General features: G+C 65.2%; 11 protein-coding genes. 8 read left to right on the forward strand and 3 right to left on the reverse strand.

Annotated elements, in window-relative coordinates:
* Positions 1–109: 109 nt before the first annotated feature.
* The 4 genes from V8324_RS05875 to V8324_RS05890 all read left to right on the forward strand — a co-directional run bounded on the left by V8324_RS05875 (position 110) and on the right by V8324_RS05890 (position 6010).
* Positions 110–2389, forward strand: a complete 2280-nt coding sequence (locus V8324_RS05875; protein WP_336418996.1) for an NADP-dependent malic enzyme — start codon at positions 110–112, stop codon at positions 2387–2389.
* Positions 2390–2603: 214 nt separating this feature from the next.
* A complete protein-coding gene (locus V8324_RS05880; RefSeq protein ID WP_336418997.1) occupies positions 2604–4493 on the forward strand; it encodes a propionyl-CoA synthetase in 1890 nt (629 codons plus the stop codon).
* A 315-nt stretch (positions 4494–4808) separates the two neighbouring features.
* Complete coding sequence (locus tag V8324_RS05885; protein ID WP_336418998.1) at positions 4809–5468, forward strand: Crp/Fnr family transcriptional regulator; 660 nt, start codon at positions 4809–4811, stop codon at positions 5466–5468.
* Positions 5465–6010 (forward strand): CIA30 family protein, encoded by a 546-nt coding sequence (locus tag V8324_RS05890; protein WP_336418999.1) that lies wholly within the window; start codon positions 5465–5467, stop codon positions 6008–6010. Before V8324_RS05885 ends, V8324_RS05890 begins: the two co-directional genes overlap by 4 nt.
* A gap of 49 nt (positions 6011–6059) precedes the next feature.
* Here V8324_RS05890 and V8324_RS05895 read toward each other — a convergent pair whose 3' ends face one another.
* Positions 6060–6821 (reverse strand): NAD kinase, encoded by a 762-nt coding sequence (locus V8324_RS05895; RefSeq protein WP_336419000.1) that lies wholly within the window; start codon positions 6819–6821, stop codon positions 6060–6062.
* A 166-nt stretch (positions 6822–6987) separates the two neighbouring features.
* Here V8324_RS05895 and glyA point away from each other — a divergent pair, with 166 nt between their 5' ends.
* The gene (gene glyA / locus V8324_RS05900; protein ID WP_336419001.1) at positions 6988–8295 is read left to right on the forward strand and encodes a serine hydroxymethyltransferase; all 1308 of its coding nucleotides are present in this window, start codon (positions 6988–6990) and stop codon (positions 8293–8295) included.
* 87 nt (positions 8296–8382) lie between these two features.
* On the opposite strand, the gene V8324_RS05905 is transcribed toward glyA, so the two are convergent.
* Entirely contained in the window at positions 8383–8721 is a 339-nt protein-coding gene (locus V8324_RS05905; protein WP_336419002.1) for a hypothetical protein, read from the reverse strand.
* A 127-nt stretch (positions 8722–8848) separates the two neighbouring features.
* On the opposite strand from V8324_RS05905, the gene V8324_RS05910 reads away from it, so the two are divergent.
* On the forward strand, positions 8849–9607 hold the full coding sequence (locus tag V8324_RS05910) for an alpha/beta fold hydrolase (RefSeq protein WP_336419003.1): 759 nt from the start codon (positions 8849–8851) through the stop codon (positions 9605–9607).
* A 106-nt stretch (positions 9608–9713) separates the two neighbouring features.
* Positions 9714–10949, forward strand: coding sequence for an acyl-CoA dehydrogenase family protein (locus tag V8324_RS05915; RefSeq protein WP_336419004.1), 1236 nt, complete (start codon positions 9714–9716; stop codon positions 10947–10949).
* Positions 10950–11210: 261 nt separating this feature from the next.
* Here the strand turns inward: V8324_RS05915 and V8324_RS05920 are convergent, their stop codons facing one another.
* On the reverse strand, positions 11211–12383 hold the full coding sequence (locus V8324_RS05920) for a MalY/PatB family protein (protein WP_336419005.1): 1173 nt from the start codon (positions 12381–12383) through the stop codon (positions 11211–11213).
* Between the two features lie 110 nt (positions 12384–12493).
* On the opposite strand from V8324_RS05920, the gene def reads away from it, so the two are divergent.
* Positions 12494–13012, forward strand: a complete 519-nt coding sequence (gene def, locus V8324_RS05925; protein ID WP_336419006.1) for a peptide deformylase — start codon at positions 12494–12496, stop codon at positions 13010–13012.
* The last annotated feature ends 16 nt before the right edge of the window (positions 13013–13028 follow it).

The raw sequence follows: 13028 nt of genomic DNA on the forward strand, positions 1-13028 counted from the left end.
TTGCAGCCGGCCGTGCGGGTGTGCAAGCTGACATCGGAACAAGAAACGCCGGCGGCCGGGCGCGCAACCCGCGCCCGGACTTGTATCCGGCGTCACCGGGGGGACCAGCATGACCGACGAACCGACAGAGACACAGCGTCAGGCGGCGCTTGATTATCACGAGTTTCCAAGGCCCGGCAAACTCGAGATCCGCGCGACCAAGCCGATGGCCAACGGCCGCGACCTGGCGCGCGCCTACAGTCCCGGCGTGGCCGAGGCCTGTCTCGAGATCAAGGCGGAGCCCAAGGCCGCCAGCCGCTACACCGCGCGCGGCAACCTCGTGGCGGTGGTCACCAACGGCAGCGCCGTGCTGGGGCTGGGCAATATCGGCGCGCTCGCCGCCAAGCCGGTGATGGAGGGCAAGGCGGTCCTCTTCAAGAAATTCGCGGGCATCGACTGCTTCGATATCGAGCTGGACGAGACCGACCCCGAAAAGCTGGCGGACATCGTCTGCGCGCTTGGCCCCACCTTCGGGGCGATCAATCTCGAGGACATCAAGGCGCCCGACTGCTTCACGGTCGAGCGGATCTGCCGCGAGCGCATGGACATCCCCGTCTTTCACGACGACCAGCACGGCACGGCGATCGTCGTGGGGGCTGCGGCGACCAACGCGCTGCATGTCGCGGGCAAGCGGTTCGAGGATATCAAGGTCGCCTCGGCGGGCGGCGGGGCCGCGGGGATCGCCTGTCTCAACATGCTGGTGAAGCTGGGCGTCAAGCGCGAGAATATCTGGCTTTGCGACATTCACGGGCTGGTCCACGAGGGCCGGGCCGAGGACATGAACCCCGAGAAGGCGGCCTTCGCCCAGGACAGCGACCTGCGCCGCCTTGACGAGGTGATCGCGGGCGCCGACCTATTCCTGGGGTTGTCGGGGCCGAACGTGGTGACGCCCGACATGGTGCGCAGCATGACGCCGGCGCCGATCATCTTCGCGCTCGCCAATCCTTACCCCGAGATCATGCCCGATGTCGCGCGCGCTGCGGTGCCGGATGCGATCATCGCCACGGGTCGGTCGGATTTTCCCAACCAGGTCAACAACGTGCTGTGTTTCCCGTTCATCTTCCGCGGGGCTCTGGACGTGGGTGCGACGGACATCAACGATGCGATGCAGGTGGCCTGCGTGCAGGGCATCGCCGACCTGGCGCGCGCCTCGACCAGTGCCGAGGCGGCGGCGGCTTACCGCGGCGAGCAGATGACCTTCGGCCGCGACTACCTGATCCCCAAGCCGTTCGACCCGCGCCTGTCGGGCATCGTGTCGCGTGCCGTAGCGGCGGCTGCGATGGAGACCGGGGTCGCCGCGCGCCCGCTCGACGATCTCGACCAGTACAAGGCCGATCTGGATGCCAGCGTGTTCAAGTCGGCGCTGTTGATGCGCCCGGTCTTCGAGGCCGCCCGAAGTGCCTCGCGGCGCATCGTGTTTGCCGAAGGCGAGGACGAGCGTGTGCTGCATGCCGCCCAGGCGATCATCGAGGAGACCACGGAACTGCCGATCCTGATCGGCCGCCCCGACGTGATCGCGCGGCGCTGCGAGCGGGCGGGCCTGCTGATCCGGCCCGAGCGGGATTTCAACGTCGTGAACCCAGAGAACGATCCGCGCTACCGCGACTACTGGGAAACCTATCACCGGATAATGGCGCGGCGCGGCGTGACGCCGGACCTGGCGCGGGCCATTATGCGCACCAACACCACCGCCATCGGGGCGGTGATGGTGCAGCGTGACGAGGCCGATTGCCTGATCTGCGGCACGTTCGGCGAATTCCGCTGGCATCTGAACTATGTCGAGCAGGTGCTTGCGAATGAACAGCATCATCCTCATGGCGCGCTGAGCATGATGATCCTCGAAGACGGTCCGCTGTTCATTGCCGACACCCATGTGCGCACAAGGCCTTCGCCGGAACACCTGGCGGAAACCGCGATCGGGGCGGCGCGCCACGTGCGCCGCTTCGGAATTGCGCCCAAGGTCGCCTTCTGTTCGCAATCGCAGTTCGGCAATCGCACCGATGACGGCGCGCAGCGCCTGCGCGCGGCGATTGACCTGCTGGATGCAGGCAGCCACGACTTCAGTTACGAGGGCGAGATGACCATCGATGCAGCACTCGATGCCGAGTTGCGCGCGCGGCTTCTGCCCGACAACCGGATGGAGGGGGCGGCCAACGTGCTGATCTTCGGTCACGCGGATGCGGCCTCGGGGGTGCGCAACATCCTCAAGATGAAGGCCGGCGGGCTCGAGGTCGGGCCGATCCTGATGGGCATGGGCAACCGTGCGCATATCGTGACGCCGTCGATCACCGCGCGGGGCCTTCTGAACATGTCGGCCATCGCTGGCACCCCGGTGGCGCATTACGGGTAGAATCACCGATTTGCAGGGCAGGGTTAGCGAATTTGCGGATGCCGTTGAAGTTTTCAGGAAAGTACCGCAACTGAGCGTATTTGCAAAACTTTGCAGCGCATTCGGGCGAAGTTCTGCAAATTTATGACGATGTTGTCGCCCGCCCCGAACCGTGACGCTTGCCTGAACGCGGCGTGACGCCTAACACAATGGCGGGATATCGGAGGAGGATACGATGGCATACCAGGACATTTACGCGCGCTCGCTGGCGGACCCCGAGGCTTTCTGGATGGAGCAGGCCGAGCGGATCGACTGGGTGCGAAAGCCGTCGAAGGCGCTCTTCGACGACAAGGCGCCCCTCTACGAATGGTACAGCGACGGGCTGGTGAATACTTGCTGGAACGCCGTCGATCGCCATGTCGAGGCCGGGCGCGGCGCGCAGGCGGCGATCATCCATGACAGCCCGGTCACCGGCACCAAGCACCGGATCAGCTATGCGCAACTGCGCAGCCGCGTGGCGCGTCTGGCCGGGGCGTTGCGCGCGCGCGGCGTCGAGAAGGGCGACCGGGTGGTGATCTACATGCCGATGGTGCCCGAGGCGCTCGAGGCGATGCTCGCCTGCACACGGATCGGCGCCGTGCATTCGGTGGTCTTCGGCGGCTTTGCCGCGCACGAACTGGCCGTGCGTATCGACGACTGCAGGCCCAAGGCGATCATCGCCGCGTCCTGCGGGATCGAGCCGGGGCGCGTCGTGCATTACAAGCCGCTGATCGACGGCGCGATCGAGCAGGCGACGCACAAGCCCGATTTCTGCGTGATCTTTCAGCGCGAAGAGGAAGTGGCCCAACTGGTCGAGGGCCGCGATGTCGACTGGCACGCCTGCCAGTACGGCGTGGAGCCCGCCAATTGTATCCCGGTCGAGGGCAATCACCCGGTCTACATCCTCTATACGTCCGGAACCACCGGATCGCCCAAGGGCGTCGTGCGCCACACGGCCGGGCATCTCGTGGCGCTTCACTGGTCGATGAAGAACATCTACAACGTCGATCCCGGCGAGGTGTTCTGGGCGGCCTCCGATGTGGGCTGGGTCGTCGGACACAGCTATATCTGCTACGGCCCGCTGGTGCACGGCAACACCACCGTGGTCTTCGAGGGCAAGCCGGTGGGCACGCCCGATGCGGGCACCTTCTGGCGCGTGATCTCCGAGCACGACGTGCGCAGCTTCTTCACTGCGCCCACGGCGATGCGCGCCATCAAGCGCGAGGATCCCGAGGCGAAAGAGCTGCAGAGATACGATATCTCCAACCTGCGCGCGCTTTACCTCGCAGGAGAGCGGGCCGACCCCGACACGATCAACTGGGCGGCACGGGTGATGGGGGTGCCGGTGTTTGACCACTGGTGGCAGACTGAAACAGGCTGGGCCATCGCCGGCAACCCGACGGGAATCGAGGCGCTGCCCGTCAAGGTCGGCTCGCCCACCGTCGCGATGCCGGGCTATGACGTGCGCATCCTCGACGAGGCCGGGCAGGAGCAGCCGCCGGGCACGCTTGGCGCCATCGCCATCAAGCTGCCCTTGCCGCCGGGGACGTTACCGACGCTGTGGAATGCCGAAGGCCGGTTTCACAAGTCCTATCTCGACACGTTCCCCGGCTACTACGAGACCGGCGACGCAGGCATGCAGGACGAGGACGGATACCTGTGGATCATGGCGCGCACCGACGACGTGATCAACGTGGCCGGGCACCGTCTGTCCACCGGCGCGATGGAAGAGGTGATCGCGAACCATCCGGACGTGGCCGAATGCGCCGTGATCGGGGTCAGCGACACGCTGAAGGGGCAGGCGCCGGTGGGGTTCGTCTGTCTGACCAAGGGAGTCGATCGCCCGCATGCCGAGATCACCGCCGAATGCGTGCGTCTTGTCCGCGATCAGATCGGCCCGGTCGCGGCGTTCAAGCTGGCGGTCGTGGTCGACCGGCTGCCAAAGACCCGGTCGGGCAAGATCCTGCGCGGCATAATGGTCAAGGTGGCCGATGGCGAGGACGTCAAGACACCGGCGACCATCGATGATCCCGCCATACTCGACGAGATCAAGAGCGCCCTGCAAACCATTGGACTGGGAAAATAAATATCTGTGCGTCGCGGCTGACCGCGATGCGTCGCGGCTGATGCGAGGGGGTGCGCAAGCGTCTGCGCCACGGTGATCCTGAAAGCGCTGTCCGGCACGACTCACTCACTAAATCGCGCCGGACAGCGGGCAAGCAGAACGCGCCAATGGGGAAACAAAAGCACGAGCCTGCCATGTTTCGCGGCCGAGACAAATGATTACGTGGTGAAAAGACTTTGGCTCGCCTCGACACGCGAAACACAATGACTTGATAGCCGATTGCCGGGGGCTGTGCAGTGATCCAAGTCACACAATGGCAGAAAAAAGGGCGCAGGAATGAAGACGACAGTGGGCCCGAACATGGCGGCGCTGCTCAAGCGGAACGGGCGCCTTGTCACTTTCCTGCCCGGGGCCACGATCTACGAGGCAGGTGGCGATGACACCAATATGATGCTGATCGTCGAGGGGCGTGTCGAGATCAGCAGCAGTTCGATGGACGGGCGGCGCTCGATCCTCACCCATCTCGGGCCCGGCGACGTGCTGGGGGAATTGGCCGCGCTCGACGGCGGGCCGCGCAGCGCGGATGCCTTCGCCGTCACGCCCGTGCGTGGTCGCGTGCTGACGCGCGACTGCGTGCTGCGGCTTCTGAGAGAGACCCCGGATGCGGCGCTCGATGCCATCGCGGTGTTGTGCCAGAGACTGCGCGAGACATCGGGCATGTATACCGCGCATATGCTGACCGACGGGCAGACGCGACTGGCGCGGCTTCTGTTGCGCCTCGCCGAGAAATGGGGCGAGGCGCTGCCCGACGGCCGGTTGCAGCTGGCCGAGCGGTTTTCGCAATCCGAATTGGGGGATCTGGTCGGCCTGACGCGCGAAAGCGTCAATCGCATCATGCGTGACTGGGAACTGGCCGGCCTGATCGAACGTCCCGGGCAGGGCACGATCCTGTGCGATCCGGCCAGCCTGGCTCAAGCAGCGGGGATGACGGAATGAAACGACGCGTGTGGCTGGTCCTGCTCTGGTTGTTGTCAGGGCCGGTGCTGGCTCAGGAGGGTGACATGCTGGACTACACCCCACCTCCACCGGAAAACTGGCGGTATTTCAGCGATCAGGTGATGGGCGGCGTGTCGCAAGGCGGGGCGCGTGCCGTGGGGCCCGCCGATGCGCGATACCTGCACCTGACGGGCGAGGTCAGCACCGAAAACCGCGGCGGGTTTATCCAGGTGCGCGCGGATCTGGAGCAGCCATTCCCCGAGGAGGCCCGCGGCGTGGTGGTCGAGACGCGCGGCAATGGCGAGCGCTATTTCTTGCATCTTCGCACGCGCGGGACGGTGCTGCCCTGGCAATACTACCAGGCGCCGATCCCGAGCGGGCCGGACTGGCAGGAGGTGCGCGTGCCGTTCTCGGCGTTCGAGCGGTCGGGCGTGCTGCTGCGCGCCGTGCCGCGCCCCGAGACGGTCACCAGCCTTGCCGCCGTCGCCTATGGCCGAGATCACGAGGCCGATCTTTCGTTTCGGTGGATCGGGATTTATTGATACGGGACAGTGGCTTGCCGCGATGACTGGAAGTGATGTCTGAAGCCTGTCAGGAAAACTGTTCGCGCAGCAGGCGTTCCTCGAGCCCGTGACCGGGATCGAACAGGATCCGGTGCTCGATCCGTGTCTCGGACCGGACCTCGAGCCATAGCACGCTTTCGACCCATCGGCTGTCCGCATCGGCCATCACCGGGCGCTTTGCGGGCTCGATGACGTCGAAGCGCACCGTGGCGGTCTTCGGGACGAGCGCGCCGCGCCACCTGCGCGGACGGAACGCAGCCACGGCCGTCAGCGCGAGGACATCCGACCCGATCGGCAGGATCGGCCCATGTGCGCTGTAATTGTAGGCGGTCGATCCTGCGGGCGTGGCCACCAGCGCGCCGTCGCAGACCAGTTCGTCGAGGCGCGGGTGCCCGTTTATGCTGATCCGCAGCTTGGCGGCCTGCGGGCCGGCGCGCAACAGCGACACCTCGTTGATCGCCAGTGCCTCGTGCATGCCACCGTCGCGCGATTGTGCGTTCATTTTCAGGGGATTGATGATTTCTTCCTCGGCCACGGCGAGCCTCTCCAACAGGTCGGATTCGCTATATTCGTTCATCAGGAATCCGACCGTGCCGCGATTCATGCCGTAAACGGGCGTGTTGAGACGTTGCGTGCGGTGCATCGTGTGAAGCATGAAGCCGTCGCCGCCGAGGACCACGATCACGTCCGCCTCGTCCTCCGGGACATTGCCGAAGCGGGCCGTCAAGGCATCGAGTGCCGTTTGCGCGACCGGCACGTCACTTGCGGCGAATGCGATCTTTCGGCTCATGCCGGGATCCTGTCCTGAAATGGGCTGTCTTGCCTCGACCGAAGCACAGTTTTCGTCCCGAGACCAGCCGTGCCGGTGCGGGGGTTGAATTCGTCGCTTTACAATCTTTCCCTTCAGCCGATTTTAAGATACGTACTTTTCATTCGATATCCGCAGGAGTTGTCTCATGCCACATGACGGAAACCAGCCTTTGGTCTCTCAGGAATTCTTTACAGGCGACCTCGCGTCGCGCGATCCGGAGATTGCCGGCGCGATCCGACAGGAGCTCGGCCGCCAGCGCAACGAGATCGAGCTGATCGCGAGCGAGAACATCACATCGGCTGCCGTGATGGAAGCGCAAGGCAGCGTTATGACCAACAAATACGCCGAGGGTTATCCCGGCCGGCGCTATTACGGTGGGTGCCAATTCGTTGATATCGCGGAAAATGTCGCGATAGAGCGGGCCTGCCGGCTGTTCGATTGCGGCTATGCCAACGTGCAGCCCAACTCCGGCTCGCAAGCCAATCAGGGCGTCTTCACGGCGCTGCTGACGCCCGGCGACACCATCCTCGGGATGAGCCTCGACGCCGGCGGGCACCTGACCCATGGCGCGGCACCCAACCAGTCGGGCAAGTGGTTCAACGCGGTGCAATACGGGGTGCGGCGCGACGACAACCTGATCGATTACGACGAGGTCCAGACGCTCGCGACCGAGCACAAGCCCAAGATGATCATCGCCGGCGGGTCGGCCATTCCGCGCCAGATCGATTTCGCGCGGATGCGTCAAATTGCCGACAGTGTCGGCGCCTATCTGCTTGTGGACATGGCACATTTCGCCGGGCTGGTGGCGGCGGAGGAATATCCGTCGCCCTTCCCGCATGCCCATGTCGCGACCACGACGACGCACAAGACGCTGCGCGGGCCGCGCGGTGGCATGATCCTGACGAATGACGAGGCGCTGGCGAAGAAATTCAACTCGGCCATCTTCCCCGGTATCCAGGGTGGCCCGCTGATGCACGTCATCGCCGCCAAGGCGGTGGCCTTCGGAGAGGCGTTGCATCCGGATTTCAAGGCCTACACCAAGCAGGTGATCCGGAACGCGCAGGCGCTGTCGGACCAGTTGATCAAGGGCGGGCTGGACACGGTGACGCATGGCACGGACACGCATGTGCTGCTGGTCGATCTGCGGCCAAAGGGCGTCAAGGGCAACGCCACAGAGAAGGCATTGGGTCGCGCGCACATCACCTGCAACAAGAATGGCGTGCCCTTCGATCCTGAAAAACCCACTGTTACCAGTGGCATACGCCTTGGGTCGCCGGCGGCGACGACACGCGGCTTCGCCGAGGCGGAGTTCCGGCAGATCGCCGACTGGATCATCGAGGTGGTCGACGGGTTGGCCGCCAACGGCGAGGACCGCAATGGCGCGGTCGAGGAAAAGGTGCGGTCCGAGGTCGAGGCGCTGTGCGCGCGTTTCCCGATCTATCCCGACCTTTGAGGTATTTCGACGCTCGAAAGAAACCCCGTGCGGCCTATGCGTCGCGCGGGTTTTTATTATTTCGGACCCAATAGTTGAACGCGCTTCTTACACCAAACCGCGCCACTGGATCAGCGCATAGATCAGAACGGCGAGCATCGCGAGGCGGAGCACGATAACGGCGGCGAGGTGCAGCAGGGCGGTCTTTCGCTCTTCCGACGGATCGATCCTGTCGAGATACGCCGTCAGGTCCGAGAATGCGTTGTTTACATTGGAAAAATCCAGAATGCGGGCGAGTTTGGGATGGGCCATCCAGTCCTGCGCGCCGAGGATCGTTGCGGCGGCGCGGCGCTGGCGGCGGGGAAGGCGGTGCGAGACGCGGCGCAGTTGCTGTTCGAGTGTTGCGCCGCGCGCCCGCATCTTCCCGGACAGGGCCGATTGCAGCATCGTGATGCGGGATTGAAAGGCATTCGGATCAATCATTTACGTGGCCGTCTTCATGTCGCCTTTATGTGGGCCTTGACCCTGCGCCGGGGGCTGGTCATGGCATTTTGGGCAGGGTATACCGCAGATCATGTTGAATTGCATCCATCATGGTGTACCGACGGAGCGTCCGGGGCTGGTGATCGTGCACGGGCTTTACGGCTCTGCCCGGAACTGGGGGGTGATCGCGAAACGGCTGTCGGATAGCCGTCGCGTCGTCGCGGTCGACTTGCGCAATCACGGCGCAAGTCCTTGGTTTGAAACACATTCCTATGCGGATCTGGCGGGGGATCTGGCCGAGGTGATCGAGGGGCTCGAGGGGCCTTGTGACGTGCTGGGCCATTCCATGGGCGGCAAGGCGGGAATGGTTCTGGCGTTGACGCGGCCCGAACTGGTCAACCGGCTGATCGTGGCAGATATCGCGCCCGTCCCCTATGACAACAACCAGATGCAGTATATCGAGGCGATGCAATCGGTCGATCTGGGGCTGGTGAGCAAGCGGTCGGATGCCGGGGCGCAACTGCTTGAGATGATCGACAATCCCGACCTCGTGCCGTTCTTCCTGCAATCTCTGGATGTGCGGGAAAAACGCTGGCTTCTCAACCTCGACACCCTGGCGCGCGAGATGCCCGAGATCCTGGGATTCCCCGAGATGACAGCGCGTTACGAGGGGAAGGTGATGTTCCTCTCCGGCGCGGAATCGAACTATGTGCGACCCGAATACCGCGCCCGGATCAAGGCGCTGTTCCCGCGGGCGCAGTTCGCCAAGATCCCCGGCGCGGGGCATTGGCTGCATGCCGAGAAGCCGCGCGAGTTCGAGGCGGCGGTGCGCCACTGGCTGGAGCGTTAGTGTACAACGCGTACACGCAGTATGCGGGTTGCGTACGCAAAGCCTGCTTGAAGGCGCGCGGGCCGCGTGCTGAGGTGCGGCGGGGCACGGCGAGAGGGAGGCCGGGATGGAGATGAACCTTGGGATGCGCGACGAGACGCGCGCGCTGCTGGCGCGGGTGGCGGCGATGGTGCGCGACGAGATCATGCCGATGGAGGCCGCCTATCACGCCGAGATCGGCAAGGGCGACCGTTGGCAGTACACGGCCCGGCAGGCCGAGATCCTCGACGGACTCAAGACGCGCGCCAAGGCCGAGGGTCTGTGGAATTTCTGGCTGACCGACAGCGACCGCGGGCTGGGCCTGAGCACGGTCGAATACGCGTATTTCGCCGAGGAGATGGGCCGCACGCCGATGGCCGCCGAGGTGTTCAACTGCAACGCGCCTGACACCGGCAACATGGAGGTGTTCGAGCGCTACGGCACCGAGGCGATGAAGGCGCGCTGGCTGGCGCCGCTGCTGTCCGGCGAGATCCGGTCGGCCTACCTGATGACCGAGCCGGATGTCGCCAGTTCCGATGCCACCAATATCGCCATGTCCTGCCGGCGTGACGGCGACGCCTATCTCCTGAACGGCGAGAAATGGTGGGCGACCGGGGCCGGCGATCCGCGCTGTGCGGTCTATATCGTGTTGGTGAGGACCGGCGGCGACGAGGCGCCCAAGCATCAGCGGCATTCGATGATCGTGGTGCCCGCCGACATGCCCGGGATCGAGAAACTGCGCCCGATGCAGGTTTACGGCCATGACGACGCGCCGCACGGGCACATGCATATCCGGTTCACGGATGTGCGCGTGCCGGCCGAGAACCTGCTTCTGGGCGAGGGGCGCGGGTTCGAGATCGCGCAGGGGCGGCTGGGACCCGGGCGCATCCATCACTGCATGCGCGCCATCGGGCAGGCCGAGGCGGCGCTGGAGATGATGTGCAAACGCAGCCTTGCGCGCGAGGCCTTCGGCAAGCCGTTGGCGCAGCTTGGGGCGAATTACGACATCATCGCCGAGTGCCGCATGGAGATCGAGCAGGTGCGGCTGCTGTGTCTCAAGGCGGCGTGGATGATGGACCGGGGCGATGCGCGCGCCGCCGCCCCGTGGATCAGCCAGATCAAGGTCGCCGCCCCGCGAGTGGCGCTGAAGGTGGTCGACGAGGCGGTGCAGATGTTCGGCGCGCAGGGGATTTCGCAGGACGTGCCGCTGGCCGCGATGTGGACGCATCTGCGTACCCTGCGGCTGGCCGACGGGCCGGACGCGGTGCACCGGCGGCAGGTCGCGCGGGCGGAGTTGCGGAAGTATACGCAGGAGAAGGTGTGATCGGCCGAGCGTCGATCCGGGCTAAAGCCCCGGCGCGATACGCGGCGCGGAGCCTCGCCGCGCCTTCGCGTGTCCGCCCCGTCGCACCGGAGGTGCGCCATGTCATATCGGCACGCCTTCGGCGTGACGTACAGGCGATTTGTTGAAGTCAGCGCATCGATCTCAGTTTTCTCGTTTTGGCCGAGATAAAGTGAGCATCTCGAACGTGGGATCGCCTGCCCGCGGACGGGCGATGGCGCTGTCTTCCCAGACGCCCCCCGGTTATTGCAGATCCGCGAAGGCGGTCTGCAACCGGTCGATCGCCTCGGCGACGCGGGCGCGCGGGGTGCCGAGGTTGAAGCGCAGGAAGGTCTCGCCCCCGGTGCCGAAAGGTGTGCCGACCGAGGGGACGAGGCGCGCATCCTCGTGCACGCGGCGCAGAACCTCTGCCATCTCCATGCCGGTATCGGCGAAGTCGACCCATGCGAGATAGGTCGATTGCATCGGCATCGCCTTCAGGCCGGGGATCTGTGCCACGCCATCGAGGAACAGCCTGTGATTGGCCTCGAGATAGGCGACGAGCGCATCCACCCAGGCCGCGCCGCGGGGCGAGTAGGCGGCGCGCGTCAACTCGACCCCGAGAAGATTGGGCTGGGTCTGGTGGACCTGCAGCGCCCTTTGGAATCGCGCGCGCAGGTCGGGGTTGGGGATGGTGACCGTGCCGACCCGCGCGCCGGCGGTGTTGAAGGTCTTCGACGCCGCCGTGAGCATGAAGGTCCGATCCGAGGCCTCGGGCGCCGCGTTGAGGAAGGACGTGAAGGTCTGACCGGGAAAGACGAGGTCGTGGTGGATCTCGTCGGCGATCATCAGCAGGTCGTGCCGTGCGCAGAGATCGGCGAGCTGGCGCAATTCCTGCCGCGTCCAGATGCGGCCGGCGGGGTTGTGCGGTGACGAGATGAGCATCATCTTTTCGCGCCCCGTGAGCCCCGCCTCGAGCGTGTCGAGATCCATGTGGTACATGCCGTCGCGGATCGCCAGCGGCGATTCGTGCACGACGCGCCCGGCCAGTTCGATCTTGTGCGTGAACTCGTGATAGACGGGGGTGAAGATGATCACCTCGTCGCCGGGATCGGTATAGGTTTCGAGGATCAGCGCGATGGCATGGCCGAGCCCCGCGGTGCTGGACATGTGGGCGGGATCCGCGTGCCATCCGTGGCGTTCCGTCATCCACCACGCGACCGCCTCGTTCATCTCGGCGTCGCCGGTGAAATAGCCGTAATTGGCTTGCGCGACGAGATCCCGCATCGCGTCCTGCAGGACATCGGCCGCCCGGAAATCCATGTCGGCGACCCACATCGGCAGGCCGTCCTCGGGCGGCACGCCGCCATAGGCCTGCATCCTGTCCCACTTGGTGCTGCCGGTCCCGCGGCGGTCGATGATCTCGTCGAAATTCATGGATGTCTCCCCAAGGGTGTTCGGGCCGCAGGCTAGAGGTTTGGGCCGCGGGTGCAAGACCATGTGCAAGACCGTTGCGGAACGCGGGGCGATGTCCTAGATCAAGCGCCATGAAACGCCCGATCCTCATCCACCCCGATCCGCGCCTGAAGAAGGTCTGCGCGCCGGTGCCAGATCTGAGTGACGATCTGCGCCGCCTCGCCGACGACATGCTGGAAACCATGTACGACGCGCCGGGCATCGGGCTGGCGGCGCCGCAGGTGGGGGTGTTGCGCCGGCTGATCGTGATGGATTGCGTCAAGGACGAGGGCGCCGCGCCGCGCCCGCTGGTGATGTTCAACCCGGAGATCAAGGCCGCCTCGGACGAGGTGGCGACCTACGAGGAGGGCTGCCTGTCGATCCCCGAGCAGTTCGCCGAGGTGACGCGGCCCGAGGCGGTGGACGTGGCCTGGATCGACCGCGACGGACAGGAACGCTTCGAGACGTTCGACGGGCTGTGGGCGACCTGCGTGCAGCACGAGATCGACCATCTGAACGGCAAGCTGTTCATCGATCATCTCGGCGCGATGCGCCGGCAGATGATCACCCGCAAGATGCAGAAGCTGAAGCGGGAGCAGGCCCGCGCGTGATCCGCCGGCGGTGGCG

The organism is Roseovarius sp. D22-M7 (assembly GCF_037083785.1).
GTDB lineage: Bacteria > Pseudomonadota > Alphaproteobacteria > Rhodobacterales > Rhodobacteraceae > Roseovarius.